The 15,325-nt window shown below is 52.1% G+C and carries 15 protein-coding genes; 2 read left to right on the top strand and 13 right to left on the bottom strand.

Translation table 11 applies throughout. From position 1 onward, the window contains the following. Positions 1-38 precede the first annotated feature (38 nt). From cheZ to tar, 5 genes are all read right to left on the bottom strand, one after another. Positions 39-683 (bottom strand): protein phosphatase CheZ, encoded by a 645-nt coding sequence (cheZ, locus tag FCH32_RS12760; protein WP_096759429.1) that lies wholly within the window; start codon positions 681-683, stop codon positions 39-41. 13 nt (positions 684-696) lie between these two features. Continuing rightward, positions 697-1,086 carry a chemotaxis response regulator CheY gene (gene cheY, locus FCH32_RS12755; RefSeq protein ID WP_174361003.1) on the bottom strand — a complete coding sequence of 130 codons (390 nt, stop codon included), beginning with the start codon at positions 1,084-1,086 and terminating at the stop codon, positions 697-699. 16 nt (positions 1,087-1,102) lie between these two features. Further along, positions 1,103-2,152 carry a protein-glutamate methylesterase/protein glutamine deamidase gene (cheB, locus tag FCH32_RS12750; RefSeq protein WP_115258787.1) on the bottom strand — a complete coding sequence of 350 codons (1,050 nt, stop codon included), beginning with the start codon at positions 2,150-2,152 and terminating at the stop codon, positions 1,103-1,105. Next, entirely contained in the window at positions 2,149-3,021 is an 873-nt protein-coding gene (gene cheR / locus FCH32_RS12745) for a protein-glutamate O-methyltransferase CheR (RefSeq protein WP_117341923.1), read from the bottom strand. The genes cheB and cheR overlap by 4 nt, the downstream gene beginning before the upstream one ends. A gap of 152 nt (positions 3,022-3,173) precedes the next feature. Continuing rightward, positions 3,174-4,835 (bottom strand): methyl-accepting chemotaxis protein II, encoded by a 1,662-nt coding sequence (tar, locus tag FCH32_RS12740; protein WP_115258789.1) that lies wholly within the window; start codon positions 4,833-4,835, stop codon positions 3,174-3,176. Positions 4,836-5,095: 260 nt separating this feature from the next. Between tar and FCH32_RS12735 the strand changes: the two genes are divergently transcribed. Further along, on the top strand, positions 5,096-6,355 hold the full coding sequence (locus FCH32_RS12735; RefSeq protein ID WP_115258790.1) for a dicarboxylate/amino acid:cation symporter: 1,260 nt from the start codon (positions 5,096-5,098) through the stop codon (positions 6,353-6,355). Between the two features lie 69 nt (positions 6,356-6,424). Here FCH32_RS12735 and cheW read toward each other — a convergent pair whose 3' ends face one another. The 6 genes from cheW to flhD form a co-directional block, all read right to left on the bottom strand. Then, entirely contained in the window at positions 6,425-6,928 is a 504-nt protein-coding gene (cheW, locus tag FCH32_RS12730) for a chemotaxis protein CheW (RefSeq protein ID WP_115258791.1), read from the bottom strand. Between the two features lie 25 nt (positions 6,929-6,953). Continuing rightward, complete coding sequence (gene cheA / locus FCH32_RS12725) at positions 6,954-8,978, bottom strand: chemotaxis protein CheA (protein ID WP_174361002.1); 2,025 nt, start codon at positions 8,976-8,978, stop codon at positions 6,954-6,956. A 4-nt stretch (positions 8,979-8,982) separates the two neighbouring features. After that, complete coding sequence (gene motB, locus FCH32_RS12720; protein ID WP_115258793.1) at positions 8,983-9,912, bottom strand: flagellar motor protein MotB; 930 nt, start codon at positions 9,910-9,912, stop codon at positions 8,983-8,985. Continuing rightward, positions 9,909-10,796 carry a flagellar motor stator protein MotA gene (motA, locus tag FCH32_RS12715; protein WP_096757462.1) on the bottom strand — a complete coding sequence of 296 codons (888 nt, stop codon included), beginning with the start codon at positions 10,794-10,796 and terminating at the stop codon, positions 9,909-9,911. The genes motB and motA overlap by 4 nt, the downstream gene beginning before the upstream one ends. A 125-nt stretch (positions 10,797-10,921) precedes the next feature. After that, the gene (gene flhC, locus FCH32_RS12710; protein WP_161959006.1) at positions 10,922-11,500 is read right to left on the bottom strand and encodes a flagellar transcriptional regulator FlhC; all 579 of its coding nucleotides are present in this window, start codon (positions 11,498-11,500) and stop codon (positions 10,922-10,924) included. Between the two features lie 2 nt (positions 11,501-11,502). Beyond that, positions 11,503-11,844 carry a flagellar transcriptional regulator FlhD gene (flhD, locus tag FCH32_RS12705; RefSeq protein WP_137399382.1) on the bottom strand — a complete coding sequence of 114 codons (342 nt, stop codon included), beginning with the start codon at positions 11,842-11,844 and terminating at the stop codon, positions 11,503-11,505. A 792-nt stretch (positions 11,845-12,636) separates the two neighbouring features. Between flhD and uspC the strand changes: the two genes are divergently transcribed. After that, positions 12,637-13,065, top strand: a complete 429-nt coding sequence (uspC, locus tag FCH32_RS12700) for a universal stress protein UspC (RefSeq protein ID WP_096757465.1) — start codon at positions 12,637-12,639, stop codon at positions 13,063-13,065. A 17-nt stretch (positions 13,066-13,082) separates the two neighbouring features. On the opposite strand, the gene otsA is transcribed toward uspC, so the two are convergent. After that, a complete protein-coding gene (gene otsA / locus FCH32_RS12695) occupies positions 13,083-14,504 on the bottom strand; it encodes an alpha,alpha-trehalose-phosphate synthase (RefSeq protein ID WP_174361001.1) in 1,422 nt (473 codons plus the stop codon). Continuing rightward, the gene (otsB, locus tag FCH32_RS12690) at positions 14,479-15,282 is read right to left on the bottom strand and encodes a trehalose-phosphatase (RefSeq protein WP_137399683.1); all 804 of its coding nucleotides are present in this window, start codon (positions 15,280-15,282) and stop codon (positions 14,479-14,481) included. Before otsB ends, otsA begins: the two co-directional genes overlap by 26 nt. Positions 15,283-15,325: the final 43 nt, after the last annotated feature.

Raw genomic sequence — 15,325 nt, 5'->3', positions numbered from 1 at the left:
GAAGAGAAGCGGTTGCCCCTACATCCGGCCTGCACGAATCAGAACCCGAGACTGTCCAGCAGGTCGTCAACCTGATCCTGACTTGCCACAACGCCGGCTTTCGAGGTGTCAACCTGCGGGCCGTTCAGCAAACTTTCGTTTTCACGTTTTGGACGGGCGCCCTGCTCAGGGATGTTCTCCAGCAGCACCATTAACAGCTGGCGCTCAATTTCCTGAATAACGTCCATCATGCGCTTGATAACCTGGCCGGTAAGGTCCTGGAAATCCTGCGCCATCATAATGTCGAGCAGCTGAGCATTGGTAAAACTGGTGTGTCCAGGGACATCACCGAGGAACTGACGGGTGTCGGTCACCAGTTCACGGGCATCAGACAGTTCAATCGGATTCTCAAACCATTCGTCCCAGCGTTTACTCAGGGTTTTGGCCCCTTTTTCCATTGCGTCCTGGTGTGGCTGCGAGGCTTCTACGCTGTTCAGCGCACGCTCTGCTGCCTGTGCGGTCATCTGCACAACGTAATCCAGACGATCGCGCGCATCCGGGATCGCTTCCGCCGCTTCAGCAATGGCCTGATCCAGCCCCAGTTCACGCAGGCTGTCGCGCAGCATTCGGGTCAGACTACCGATGCGCGCGATGATATCCCCTGCTGAATGTTCATCAACAGGTTTAATTTGTGGTTGCATCATCATCATCACACCCTCACATGCCCAGTTTCTCAAAGATTTTATTGAGTTTCTCTTCCAGCGTCGCCGCCGTGAAAGGCTTCACCACGTAACCACTTGCACCGGCTTGCGCTGCGGCAATAATGTTCTCTTTCTTCGCCTCCGCGGTCACCATCAGCACCGGCAGAGTAGACATACCGCCGTCGGCACGAATGGTTTTCAGCAATTCCAGTCCGTCCATGTTTGGCATGTTCCAGTCAGAAATGACAAAACCAAATCCCCCTGCCTGCAGCTTATTCAGGGCATCCACACCGTCTTCGGCTTCTTCAACATTGTTGAATCCCAGCTCCTTTAACAGGTTGCGCACGATGCGACGCATGGTGGAAAAGTCATCCACAACCAGAAATCTCAGCTCTTTATCCGCCATAAAATACTGCTCCTCATTAAATACGTATTGCCTGTCCGGCACTGATTTTCGCCAGCATCTGCTGGCTTACCTGGCTAAGATCGACCACTTCGCTTACACCACCCATATTGATGGCCTCGCGCGGCATGCCGAACACCACACAACTTGCTTCGTTTTGCGCAATGGTCCAGGCGCCTGCCTGGTGCATCGCTAACATTCCGGCGGCACCATCGTTGCCCATGCCCGTGAGGATCACGCCCACGGCGTTGCGCCCCGCCTGTTTTGCCACCGAATGAAACAGCACATCCACAGAAGGCCGATGCCGGTTAACCGGCGGCCCATCATGAATTTTGATCACATAGTTCGCCCCGCTGCGAGCCAACTCCATATGTTTGTCACCAGGGGCGATATACGCATGTCCCGGCAATACACGTTCGCCGTCTTCCGCCTCTTTCACGCTGATCTGACACAGTTTGTTTAGGCGCTCGGCAAATGAGCGAGTAAAACCTGGAGGCATATGTTGGGTGATGATGACCGCCGGACTGGAAAGCGGTAGCGGCTGTAGCACATGGCGTATCGCCTCCGTTCCCCCGGTCGACGCGCCAATGGCGATCAGTTTTTCAGAACTGAGCAACGGCACCGCTTTCAGCGTCTTCGGCGCGGCAATTGGTTTATGCGCCGCCAGACGCGCGCGGGATGCCGTACGCACTTTCTCGGCAATCATCTCGCTGTAGGCCAGCATCCCTTCGCGGATCCCCAGTTGCGGTTTGGTGACGAAATCAATCGCCCCCAACTCCAGCGCCCGCAGCGTGACTTCAGAGCCTTTTCCGGTCAGAGAAGAGACCATCACCACCGGCATCGGACGTAATCGCATCAACTTCTCAAGAAAATCGAGGCCGTCCATACGCGGCATTTCCACATCCAGCGTCAGGACATCAGGATTAAATTTTTTGATCAAATCCCGCGCAACTAGCGGATCGGGTGCCGTCGCGACCATCTCCATATCGCTGTGGCTGTTAATAATTTCAGTCATGATTTGACGCATCAATGCGGAATCATCTACCGACAAAACCCTGATTTTACTCATGATTTATCCTTACCCGGCGCATGCGCATACACCGTTTGTCCGCGCAGGCTAAACTCGCGCACGAGGTTGCTAAAGTTTTCTGAGTGACCGGCAAACAACAGCCCATCCGGCTTCAGGAGTGGAACAAAACGGTGCAAAATGTCCTGCTGCGTCGTTTTATCAAAATAGATCATGACGTTACGACAAAATATGGCATCGAACGGACCGGGCACGTTGTATTTTTTATCCAGTAAATTCACGCTGGAGAATTCAACATGGCTCGCCAGTTCCTGACGCACACGCACCAGTCCTTCATGCGGTCCGGTACCACGCATGAAATAACGCTGTAACTGTTGTGGCGACAACGTTTTCAGTTCATCGAGGCGGTAAATGCCGTTTCTGGCTTTTTCCAGCACTTCGGTATCAATATCGCTGGCAAAAACGCGCCAGCGTCCAGGTGCCATACCCAACGTATCTGCCAGCGTGATCGCGATACTGTAGGGTTCTTCACCGGTAGAGGCCGCGGCGCTCCAGACACGGTATTCGCCGCTGCATCGACGCGCGTGGTCAGTCAGCACCGGAAAATGATGTCCTTCGCGGAAAAAAGCGGTCAGGTTGGTGGTCAGGGAGTTAATAAACGCCTGCCACTCAGCGCTGTTCTGGTTGGCTTCCAGCATGCTGAGATAGCGACCAAAGTCGTCCAACTCCAGGGTACGCAAGCGACGCACCAGGCGGTTATACACCATGTCCCGCTTGTGGTCGGCCAGCACGATACCCGCGCGCTGGTAGATTAATTGACATATCCGACGAAAATGCGCGTCAGACAGCGCGAGGCGCTGTGTCATCTGTAACAATAATGACGTTTGCCCGGAGGGCAGAGATGATGTCATAGCGCCTTCTCAATCACATTCAGGATACAACGGGCACAGCCTGCGCTGCGCCAATTCGTGTTGTGTTACGGTTTGCTCTTCATGCTTAAAAACACGATGCAGGCAGAAAGAGTCTCTGCCTGCTCGACTTACTATCCGGTGTTAGCTCCCGGTTAAAATGTTTCCCAATTGCTGTCGGGTTCAGTACTTTGCTGGCGCGGGTATGACGCAGGGGCCGCTGTTGAAGATGGCCGTACATCGCGAGATTTAGCCGACAGTGGGCGTGCAGCCAGGCGGAAAGCCGATACCGACTGGGTCAGACGGCTGGCCTGTTCTTCGAGTGCAGCAGCAGCAGCAGCCGACTCCTGCACCAGCGAGGCGTTCTGCTGCGTCACACGATCCATCTCGGATACGGCGAGCGCAACCTGGTCGATACCACGGCTTTGTTCGTCAGACGCTGAGGCGATTTCTCCCATGATGTCGGTGACACGGGTTACCGCATTGACGATGTCATTCATGGTTTCCCCGGCACTCTCTACCAATACCGAGCCGGTATCGACCCGAGAAACGGAGTCTTCGATCAGGGCTTTGATCTCTTTCGCCGCCTGAGCGCTGCGGCTTGCCAAATTACGCACTTCTCCCGCCACCACGGCGAAACCACGGCCCTGTTCACCGGCGCGTGCGGCCTCAACCGCCGCGTTCAGCGCAAGAATATTGGTCTGGAAGGCAATACCGTCGATTACGCTGATGATGTCAGCAATTTTCTTCGAGCTATCAGCGATTTCGTGCATGGTGTTTACCACGCCATCGACTACCTTGCCGCCATGCTGTGCGGTATCGGAAGCGCTTTTCGCCAGTTGCGAAGCCTGACGCGCGTTGTCCGCATTTTGCTTCACCGTCGCCGTTAGTTGTTCCATGCTGGCCGCCGTCTCTTCCAACGCAGAAGCCTGCTGCTCGGTGCGCGACGAAAGGTCGGTATTACCGCTGGCAATTTCGCTGGTGCCGGAATAGATCGCATCGGAACCTTCCCGCACCAGGGTCACCGTTTCAATAAGCGATCGCTGCATATGATCAACCGTGCTGGCCAACTCACCAATTTCATTGCGCCCGCTAACGGTCAATGACGTGGTTAAGTTGCCGCTGGCTATTTCGCGAATATGGGCAATAACGCGGGCCAGAGGGTTAAGCAAGGTATGACGGATGCCGTACCACACCACCACCAGGATCAGCACCAGCACCACGGCCAGAACGCCGAGCTGCCATTGGGCAAACTGGTAATCCCGCGCGCTTTCATCAAACGCCTGCAGATAGAGTTTTTCACTGACGCTGGCATATTTCCCGAGCGCCTCACCCAGGGCATTTTGCATGCCCTGGGTCGGCTGAGCAAAAAAACCATCCATGTTGCCGGTTTCGAGAAACTGCACCAGCTCCGTTAATGCTGCGTGATACTGCTGATATTTCTCATCAACGTTACCGCTGGCTTCTGCCATCTCTGGTAATGGCGTGATGCTTTTGAATTTTGCGTAATGCGTTTCTGCCTGCGTCAACGTACCTTTCGCATTCTTCAACAGATCGTTCTTCGCACTGCTCTGTTGGTTAGAAGCATCCATCATCATGCGCGCAGAGGATCGGCTCAGGTTAATGCGCGTTTGCAGCATTAAGTCCCATGTTGAGGTGAGTTCACTTTGCTGCTGACGTAAATCGTTAGAAATAACAAAACTTTGCTGATTCTGCTGCAATGAGGAAAACAACAGACCACCGGAAACAAGCTGTAGCAGTGCGAAAACCCCCAGCACCATCATCAGCATTGTGACAACGCGGATACGGTTAAACATAAGGCACCTTCCTGAAAACGAGTTATCAACATTATCGGCACCCGCCCGAATAACTTTACGTTTGCAAAAAGGAAATCCTGCAGGAAAAAGAGGCGTGAAAACGCAGATGCTCAAACACCACAACAAAATGGATAAAAAATTAAAAAAAGTTGTACCGATCCTGACTTTGATTTATATGATGAATGCTTTGCTACCACTTAATAAGTACAAAAAATGTGTAGCAGGGGAATAACTATTACATCATCACAGAGGGATTTTTAGTGGCAAATGCAAACAAACTCACGTTGTTCATCGTGGTCTTTATGCTGGCGGGCATCCTGTCAGGCGCGGTGATCCACTCCTGGGCCTCACCGGGCGTAGTAACCGCCTGGGCTGATAATATTACGCTGCTCACCGACATTTTCTTGCGGCTCATTAAAATGGTCATTGCGCCGTTAGTCTTCAGTACGCTAACCGTCGGCATTATGCGACTGGGAGAGACATCCACCATTGGTCGCGTTGGGGGCAAAGCCATGCTCTGGTTTATCAGTTCCTCCGTGCTGTCTATTTTGGTGGGCCTTTTTGTCGTCTCCCTTGAACAACCGGGGAGCGGGCTGAACCTGGCCATTCCACTGGAAGCTACCGATACAGGCCTCGCCGTTAGCGGCATGAGCCTGAAAGGTTTTCTCACTCACACGATCCCGACCAGCATTGCCGAAGCCATGGCCAATAATGAGATCCTGCAAATCGTGGTGTTCTCGATGTTCTTCGGTATTGGCGGGGCCTCACTCGGTGAGAAATTTAACGCGCCGCTGGTTGCCGCACTGGATGTGGTTTCCCACATTATGTTGAAGGTAACCGGGTATGTAATGTACGTGGCTCCGCTGGCAATTTTTGCCGCCATCTCCTCCGTCATCGCCACCCAAGGGCTGGGAATTCTGCTCAACTATGCCTCGTTCATCGGCGGCTATTACCTGGCGATTGTGCTGACCTGCCTGGTGCTGCTCGCGGTCGGCTACGTGGTGTTGAAAAAAGAGGTATTTCGTCTGGTCAGCATGCTGAAAGATCCAGTGCTGGTGGCCTTCACCACCAGTAGCTCTGAAGCCGCGTATCCCAAAACGCTTGAGCAACTGACGAAATTTGGCTGCTCACGCAACATCGTGTCATTCGTGCTGCCGATCGGCTACTCGTTTAACCTGGTCGGCTCAATGGTGTACTGCTCCTTTGCATCAATGTTTATTGCACAGGCCTATAATATTCACCTTTCTTTCGCCGAAATCACCGTGCTGATGCTAACGCTGATGTTAGCCTCAAAAGGGATTGCCGGCGTGCCGCGTTCGGCGTTGGTGGTGCTGGCAGCAACAATTCCCAGTTTTAATATTCCGGTTGCAGGCATTCTGTTACTGATGGGTATCGACCACTTCCTCGATATGGGGCGCTCGGCGATTAACGTGTTAGGCAACGGGATTGCCACCGCAATGCTTGCGCGGAATGAAGGGTTACTGGAAGAAGAACCTGAACTGGTTGAGCAGGAAGCGTAGCAGTTGAGGGAGCCGGATGGCGATATGCATATCCGGCCTACAACGACGATCGTTGTAGGCCGGAGGCGGTTAGGCGACGTGACTTGCAGCAATATCCAGCAATGCCATTTCATCGCTGTTCAGCAACTTCTCGATATTAACCAAAATCAGCATTCGATCGCCCAGTGCGCCCAGCCCTGTCAGGTATTCCGTTGACAGCGTAACCGCAAATTCTGGTGCCGGGCGAATCTGATCGGTCGTCAGCGACAACACATCCGACACACCATCCACCACGATCCCCACCACGCGTTGACCCAGATTCAGCACAATCACCACGGTGTTCTCGTTATAGTCAACGTCGCTCTGGCTGAACTTCACGCGCAGGTCAACGATAGGCACAATCACACCGCGCAGGTTGGTCACCCCTTTAATAAAAGACGGTGTATTAGCGATACGCGTGACCTGATCATAACCACGAATTTCCTGCACTTTCAGAATATCGATACCGTACTCTTCATCCCCTAGCGTAAACACGAGGAATTCCTGACCTGACGGTTCGCCGGCCAGTTTAGTTACATTACTCATACCGGTCATATTATTCCCTTTCTCACTCAATCAATCAGGCGGCGGTGATCGCCACACGTTGTTCGCGGTTTAACCCCTGCAATGCAGAGACATCGACAATCAGCGCGACGCTACCGTCGCCAAGGATTGTTGCGGCAGAAATGCCTGGCACTTTGCGGTAATTGCTTTCCAGGTTTTTCACCACCACCTGGTGTTGGCCAATAAGCTGATCGACCAGCAGCGCATAGCGACGTCCCGCACTTTGTAAAATCACCACGATGCCCTGAGTTGCTTCGGTTTTTGCGCCGTCAACCTCGAAGACTTTCCACAATTCAACCAGCGGCAAATATTCACCACGCACTTCAAGCACGCGTTCTCCCCCGGCCAGCGGGTGCAGATCTTCTTCACGGGGTTGCAGCGATTCCATCACCGCATTCAGTGGCAGAATAAACACCTCATCTGCCACGCGCACGGACATGCCGTCCAGAATCGCCAGCGTCAGCGGCAGCAAAATTCGGATGGTTGTGCCCTGGCCCTGCTTCGATTGGATCTCAACATGCCCGCCCATTTCCTGAATGTTACGCTTCACCACATCCATCCCGACACCGCGACCAGAGACATCCGTCACCTGCTCGGCGGTCGAGAATCCCGGCGCGAAAATCAGCATGCCGACTTCGTCATCGCTCATGTTTTCATGGATCGGCATGCCCTGTGAGATGGCTTTGGCCAGGATGCGCTCACGGTTGAGGCCCGCGCCATCATCGGTGACTTCGATGCAGATGTTCCCGCCCTGGTGTTCAGCAGACAGCGTCAGGTTACCGACTGGATTTTTCCCGGATTCAAGGCGTTTTTCCGGCAATTCGATACCGTGGTCCAGGCTGTTACGCACCAGGTGGGTCAGCGGATCGATAATGCGTTCAATCAGGCTCTTATCGAGTTCGGTGGAGCTACCAATTTGCGTCAGCTCAACCTGTTTGCCCAACTTGCCCGCCAGGTCACGAACCAGACGCGGGAAGCGGCTGAAGACATACTCCATTGGCATCATACGAATCGACATCACCGATTCTTGCAAATCACGGGCGTTACGTTGTAACTGACCCATGCTGGTGATGAGATCGCCATGGTTTACCGGATCCAGTTCATTCGAACGCTGGGCCAGCATCGACTGCGTGATCACCAGTTCGCCGACCAGGTTAATCAACTGATCGACCTTCTCAACCGCCACGCGGATGCTGGTAGATTCACTGGCACGCGCGGGTTTTTCACGCTCAACGCGCCCCTGCGGCGGTTCGCTGACGGCGGCTTTAACCACCGGAACAACGGCAACCGGCAGCGGTTCGTCCATCACGGTCACCGACTCAACGGGGGTAGCCACAACGGGAGTAAACTCAATCTGGTCAGCTTCGATAACAAAACAAAGTACCGCGATGATGTCATCTTCCGCGAGGTCACCGTCAATCGTAGCCGACAGCGTATCGCTGCTTTTGACCACATCCGTTAAGGTCGCCAGGTTCCCCAACTCTTCTTCCAGTAAATCCACTTCTCCAGCTTTCAGACGTGACAGAACGATCCGTTTTTTAACCTCTTCAGCAGCAACAGTTTCCTGCGCCATCGTCTCTTCCTGTATCGCCGTGCCGTCAACAACACTCAATTTTGCAGTGTTGACGACCGCGGGTGCGGTTTCACCTTTTGCTTCGAGCGCTAACTGTCGTAGCGCATGACAAATATACTCAAAGCTGGCGGCATCCGGCTCTTCTGAGCTTTTATAGGCGTCGAGCTGTTCTTGCATAATATCTTTTGTTTCCAAAAACAGGTTGATAATGTCGGCATTGAGCTGCATCTCGCCACGCCGCGCTTCATCCAGCAGGTTCTCCATTAAATGGGTCGTTTCCTGCAAAATAGTAAAGCCGAAGGTGCCCGCCCCGCCTTTAATCGAGTGCGCCGCACGAAAAATGGCATTCAGTTGTTCGGAATCCGGAGATTCAGGGACCAAATCAAGCAGGTGCTGCTCCATGTCAGCCAACAGTTCGTCAGCTTCATCAAAAAAGGTCTGATAAAAATCGCTAATATCCATGCTCACGCTATCACCTCGGATTGGCTGGTGGCGATGTGGGAACGCTTGCCGGCGGAACGACCGCTGGCGGTTGTAAGACACTTACCGGCTCATTCTGGCTTTCAGCGTTTTCATGCAAAATGGCCTCTTCCGCCTGCTTATTCAGCACCAGCAGACTTATACGGCGGTTGATGGCGTCCTCAGGACCGCGATCGCTCAGACGCATCGTGGCGGCCATACCTACCACCCGTAATACTTTCCCCGTGTCCAGACCACCACTGACCAGTTCACGGCGTGAGGCGTTTGCGCGATCAGCAGACAGTTCCCAGTTGCTGTAGCCTTTCTCACCGTTGGCGTATGGAAAATCATCCGTATGACCGGACAAACTAACGCGGTTGGGGATACCATTCAAAACCGGCGCAATCGCCCGCAGGATATCGCGCATGTAAGGTTCAACCTCGGCACTGCCGGTCTTAAACATCGGGCGGTTCTGACTATCAATAATCTGAATACGCAGCCCTTCCTGCACCAGGTCGATTTTCAAATGCGGGCGCAGCGCGCGTAGCTTCGGATCGGACTCAATAAGCTGGTCCAGGTCGCCACGTAATTTGCTCAGGCGGCTTTGTTCCATGCGTTTTCTCAGCTCATCAATATTCGGCTGCCGGTTCACTTCCCCTTGCTGTTGGGTGTAATCATCCCCCCCACCAGGTATCGGGCTTTGGCTGTTTGAAATACGATTTCCACCGGTTACCGCGGTGGCCAGAGGCGTACGAAAGTATTCGGCAATCTGGATCAGTTCTTTCGGACTGGAGATGGAAATGAGCCACATCACCAGAAAGAACGCCATCATCGCAGTCATAAAGTCGGCGTAGGCAATTTTCCATGAACCATGCGCCCCACCACCGTGACCTTTATGTTTTCGTCGCTTGACGACGATAATGGGATGGGCCTGATTTTTCATGCTTCCTCAGTCGTTTGCTGTGCCGTTGGATTTCTCACCGCACGAACATGTTCTTCCAGTTCGATAAACGACGGACGTTCGCTGGAATACAGTGTCTTACGACCAAATTCGACGGCAATCGGTGGAGCGTAGCCGTTCAGGTTGGACAGCAGCGTGATCTTCACGCACTGCATCATTTTGGTCGTTTCGGCACTTTTCTGACGCAACACGCTGGCGAGCGGTGAAATAAAACCATAGGCCAGTAAAATCCCGAGGAAGGTCCCCACCATAGCATGTGCGATAAGCGCCCCCAGTTCAGCCGCCGGACGGTCAGCCGAGGCCAGCGCATGTACTACCCCCATCACCGCCGCGACGATACCGAAAGCCGGTAATGAGTCGCCGACCATCGCCAGGCTGTTAGCTGGGACTTCCGACTCACTTTCATGCGTTTCAATTTCTTCGTCCATCAACGCTTCAATTTCAAACGTATTCATATTGCCGCTGATAATCAGACGCAAATAATCGACGATAAAATCAAGCATTACGGCATCCGCGATAATGCGCGGGTAGCTGGCAAAAATTTCACTTTCTTTGGGGTTTTCGATGTCGCGCTCAAGCGAGAACATACCCTGCTGGCGCGACTTGGCCATCAGGCGATACAACAGCGCCAGCAGATCCATATACATGGCTTTGGTGTATTTTGAGCGACGAAAGAGCAACGGAATCGCTTTCATCGTCCCCTTAATGGCTTTGCCGTTATTACCGACAATGAATGCCCCGATACCCGCGCCACCAATGATCACCAGCTCAGCCGGTTGATAGAGTGCCCCAAGGTGTCCGCCGGTCATCATATAGCCGCCGAAAACTGTACCAATAACAACCAGGTAACCTATTAAGATCAGCACGATATCATCCTTTCGCAATTGACTATGACAGGATGCGCAGTCGGGCAGTTAACTAAAAGGTCGGGACAAAAAAAAGCAGCGGTAATGGCTTACCGCTGCTGGAGTGTCTATCCACACCGTATCAGTTAAACAGCTTGTTCGATCTGTTCATCCAGCAGTTGTGGAATAATATCGGCAGCATTCTGGGAAAGTTTACGTCTTTTTACGGCACGTGATGGCGGCTGGCATAAACTGCAGGCAAAGCTGCCCACGGGTTGGTGCGCGTGAGTAATAAAATTACCGCCGCAGCAGTTGCAGGTAGACAGTTCCAGCAACCCGCTGTCAACAAAACGGACCAGTGTCCATGCGCGGGTTAACGCCAACAACGGCCCTTCAGCTGGCTGTGGGCACTGCTCAAGATACAGGCGATACGCTTTAATGACGGCATCGACACCGCTACACAGGCCCGTTTTGAGCAAAAATTGCCATGCGTTGCAGAACATAGAAGCATGGATATTTTGCTCCCACGTCATAAACCAATCGGTAGAAAAAGGAAGCATCCCTTTCGGCGGAGGGCTACCGCGTAATTCTTTATACAGCTTGATAAGGCGGCCACGGCTGAGTTGCGTTTCGCTTTCCAGCATTTGCAAACGGGCGCCCAGTGTGATTAATTCCATGGCTAACTGGATATCACGTGCTTCCTGAACGATGCTTTTTTCGCTCATCATCACGCCCTTTTCTTACGCGCCGCATCATTGATGTCGCTTAACAGACGCGTTGAAAGCATGATACCTGTGTGAATTTGCTGAAGATCGTCGACACGAGAGTCTTGCGTCAGGCGAGTAACTGTTTGATGATCGTCGAAACGGAAATGGCAGACCAGTTGGTTTGTTTCCGCCAATTTGACCATTTGAGGAAGGGTTAAGGTTCCCAATGTGTCCGCCATCTCTTCGCTGATACCAAGGCGAAACATCGCGGAAGCCTTGTCCTGAACGATTAGACGCTGTGCAAGCAATAAATATGACAAATTTATGTCATAAATGTGTTTGAGCAACTCGGATGTATGCATTATTTGCATCCATAATAACCAACATTATTTTTATGCGGCGTAACCGCACCCCGTGATGTCGCCGGGAAGGCCCGGTAAAAAAAAAGCAAAAGGTCAAATACATAGCAGCGTTACGGCTTACGCGTTGTGTAAACATCCCTTTTTAAGAAGGCCGCGTTCCTTACAAGCTCACATCAATTCTTACAAATGCCTAAGATTTTTCCTAATTCGACGCAACTCTACCCGCCGCCAGTTACACATACAACGGAACCCTGCTGCGAATTTAAAGAATATGTGACGCAGATCACATAAACCAGCTAAACGTTTAACATAAATCCATCAGCACAGCTTTTATTTTGGTTATTTTATAGCCAACAACTCACTCTATCGATTCCATACACCCGAATATTCTTGCAATAAAAGCGAATAGTCTTTTGTTTACGACAGTTAATATCACCGCGCGAAATAACGAGCGAGATCACAGATTTACAATAAACTGCTTTCTCACTTTATATCTTTATAAACAATGAGTTAAATATTTAACCTCATTAACTAATACCGTCAGGTAACGATATGCAAAATGTTAATTTATGTTTGTTTTTTATTAACATATTGTTTTCATTAGCCGAGAATTTCACTTAAATTGATTGAACAGATTTTCAGCTTTTGTGATCTGATTATTCTATTTATAAGAATAATTAATGAATAATCATGATGACATTCACACTATTACAGTATGAAAAATTGCAGTATGAAAGAAGCGAGAGTAACGCTAAAAGTCCTCTCATAATTCTTGTATTTAAGGAGCGAGTTATGAGCTACATGCACATTCTTGTCGCTGTTGCCGCCACCCCCGAAAGTCACCAGTTGTTAGCAAAAGCCGTTTCTATTGCGCGCCCTGTTAATGCGCGCATTAGCCTGGTCACCCTGGTCTCCGATCCCGAACTGTATAACCAGTTTGCGGCCCCCATGCTGGAAGACCTGCGTGAGGTAATGCAAGAAGAGACGCTGAATTTTATCGATAAACTCACCCAGCAGGCGCAGTACCCCATTGAGCATACCTTTATTACCTATGGGGCACTCAACGAACATATACTGGATATCTGCCGCAAACACGCCGTCGATCTCGTCATTTATGGCAACCATAATCACAGCTTCTTTTCGCGAGCATCCTGCTCGGCGAAAAGCGTGGTCAGCGCCAGCCAGGTCGATGTACTGTTGGTGCCGCTGGCAGGCGATTAATGGCCATATCCTCGTCGTCAGGCCAATTTAGGAAAGTCAGCTACGGTGTCATGCGGTTGGCTTTCAGCATGACGTGGCGTGATCTTTTTTAAATCGCGGATAAAGTGAGCCTGCCAGTTGTCGATATCGTTTTTAACGATAATGTCCAGCATCTCAGCGTGGCGGGAAATACGCTCAGCAAGCGGCATGGTTAGCGCGCGGTTTAATGCACCCGCAACATCATCTCTGTCATAGGGATTAACGATCAGCGCCGAGGTCAGTTCATGTGCTGCCCCGGCAAATTGTGAGAGCACCAGCACGCCAGGATTGGCGGGATCTTGCGCTGCCACAAACTCCTTAGCGACCAGATTCATGCCATCGCGCAGTGGCGTCACTAACCCAACATCCGAGTAGCGGAAAATTTTCATCAGCAATTTACGATCAAAATACTGATTCAGATAATAAAGCGGCGTCCAGCCCAGCTGCCCATACTTGCCATTGATGCGCCCGGCTTCAGTCTCCAACTGGTGGCGAATATCCTGATAGGCCTGCACTTCTTCACGCGACGTCGGGGCGATTTGGGTATAGCGAATTTTACCGTGGTGCTGAGGGTAATGCTCCAAAAGGGCCTCGTAGGCCTGAAAACGCTCCGGCAAGCCTTTGGAGTAGTCCAGTCGCTCAACCGAAAAGATATTCTGCACATTTTTTAGCTCGGCCTTGAGCTGCGCCATTTTCGGCGGCAATGGCCCCGCCGCCTGGCGGGCAATTTCATCGGGTTCAATGCCGATAGGATAAACCTGGGTACGGAACGCCTTTTTCCATGCCTGATGATGATTGTCGCCCCGCGAGGTGACTCGGGTTTGTGCACTCAGCGCATCAAGAAACGCCTGACGGTCGTTTTCGGTCTGGAACCCCAGTAAGTCAAAATCGCACAGTTGCTCAAGCAGTACATCATGCGGGGGCAATGCGTTGAATATCTCCGGCGTCGGGAACGGAATATGCAGGAAAAAACCGATACGATTGTTCACGCCGCGTTTCCGCAGCTCGCTGGCAAACGGTAATAAATGATAATCATGAACCCAGATGATGTCGTCATCATTCAGTAAGGGCCGCAGTTTCTCAGCCAATAATGTATTGACCCGCTGATAGCCTTCCCAAGCCGGGCGCTGAAATTGCACCAGATCCAGCCGATAGTGGAAAACAGGCCATAAAACGGCATTCGAAAACTGGCAGTAATACTCTTCGTAATCCTGCTCACTCAGATTAAACGATGCCCAGGTGATATTGCCGCGGGTGACTTTTTTTAGTGGTTGGTCTTCATTACCCGTCTCACCGCTCCAGCCAAACCACAGCCCCCCCGCCGTTTTCAATGCCCCCAGCACACCGACCGCCAGGCCGCCAGCACTGCCTTTATCATCCGGTGAGGCAATTCGATTAGAGACTACGACTAAACGACTCATGGCCATCTCTCCTGTCATTCGTTGCTTTTTGGTCTTGCTGCGGACAGTTGATCTGCTCCAGCCAGCGCCAGACATCTGTTACGCCCGCCAGACGCCACATCGCCTGGGTCGCGCCGCTCCCCACCTTCACGGAAATGCCGTCAGCGCGGTTTACCACAGCGAAACCCGCCTCATCGGTTAAATCATCACCAACAAAAACAGGGGTGCGCCCGGCAAAAGGGGCTTCCTGCATAAATGCAGCAATCGCTTCCCCTTTGTTCGTCCCCTTTGGTTTTATCTCAACCACACATTTTCCGGGCTGCAGGGCGAGCTGGGGCCATCGGCGCGTGATGCGTTCAGCCAGCGTCAGCAGCGCCGCCTCATGCTGTGGGGCCTGTCGATAATGCAAAGCAAACGCCATGCCTTTTGTTTCTAACGTCGTACCGGGCATGTTCGCCAGTGCAGCATGCAATAGCACGCTAATGTCGTGTTCGACGTCCTGAGGAAGACGGACAATGTGGGTGTGACCCTTGATGTCGCGGCGCTCAGCCCCGTGCACGCCGGCAAGCGGAAAACGTATGGGATGAGTGAGTGCGTCAAGCTCAGCCATTGAGCGCCCTGAAATCAATGCCAGTGCTCCCGCATTGTGCGTCGCCAGGCGATGTAGTAATTGCAGGATCGTCTGCGGGACGGTGACCTGATCGGGATGCGGTTTTATCTCAGCTAATGTTCCGTCGAGATCAAAAAAATAAGCACAGTTTGCGGATAGTTCAGGGGGTACGGTTCGCGATACTGTCACCCGGTGCTCCTCCTTATCTTTATGCAGCTTGAGGTATGACGGG

Origin of the sequence: Citrobacter gillenii (genome assembly GCF_013337685.1) — a bacterium.
Taxonomy (GTDB): domain Bacteria; phylum Pseudomonadota; class Gammaproteobacteria; order Enterobacterales; family Enterobacteriaceae; genus Citrobacter; species Citrobacter gillenii.
The sequence above is the reverse complement of the archived record's forward strand: the minus strand, read 5'-3'. Positions and strand labels throughout refer to the sequence as shown.

What these genes read in the sequence shown, in the direction of transcription:
- cheZ (WP_096759429.1), bottom strand. Translation starts at nt 683, where the DNA reads ATGATGCAACCACAAATTAAACCTGTTGATGAACATTCAGCAGGGGAT.
- cheW (WP_115258791.1), bottom strand. Translation starts at nt 6,928, where the DNA reads ATGACCGGTATGAGTAATGTAACTAAACTGGCCGGCGAACCGTCAGGT.
- cheB (WP_115258787.1), bottom strand. Translation starts at nt 2,152, where the DNA reads ATGAGTAAAATCAGGGTTTTGTCGGTAGATGATTCCGCATTGATGCGT.
- uspC (WP_096757465.1), top strand. Translation starts at nt 12,637, where the DNA reads ATGAGCTACATGCACATTCTTGTCGCTGTTGCCGCCACCCCCGAAAGT.
- otsA (WP_174361001.1), bottom strand. Translation starts at nt 14,504, where the DNA reads ATGAGTCGTTTAGTCGTAGTCTCTAATCGAATTGCCTCACCGGATGAT.
- motB (WP_115258793.1), bottom strand. Translation starts at nt 9,912, where the DNA reads ATGAAAAATCAGGCCCATCCCATTATCGTCGTCAAGCGACGAAAACAT.
- cheR (WP_117341923.1), bottom strand. Translation starts at nt 3,021, where the DNA reads ATGACATCATCTCTGCCCTCCGGGCAAACGTCATTATTGTTACAGATG.
- cheY (WP_174361003.1), bottom strand. Translation starts at nt 1,086, where the DNA reads ATGGCGGATAAAGAGCTGAGATTTCTGGTTGTGGATGACTTTTCCACC.
- flhD (WP_137399382.1), bottom strand. Translation starts at nt 11,844, where the DNA reads ATGCATACATCCGAGTTGCTCAAACACATTTATGACATAAATTTGTCA.
- flhC (WP_161959006.1), bottom strand. Translation starts at nt 11,500, where the DNA reads ATGAGCGAAAAAAGCATCGTTCAGGAAGCACGTGATATCCAGTTAGCC.
- tar (WP_115258789.1), bottom strand. Translation starts at nt 4,835, where the DNA reads ATGTTTAACCGTATCCGCGTTGTCACAATGCTGATGATGGTGCTGGGG.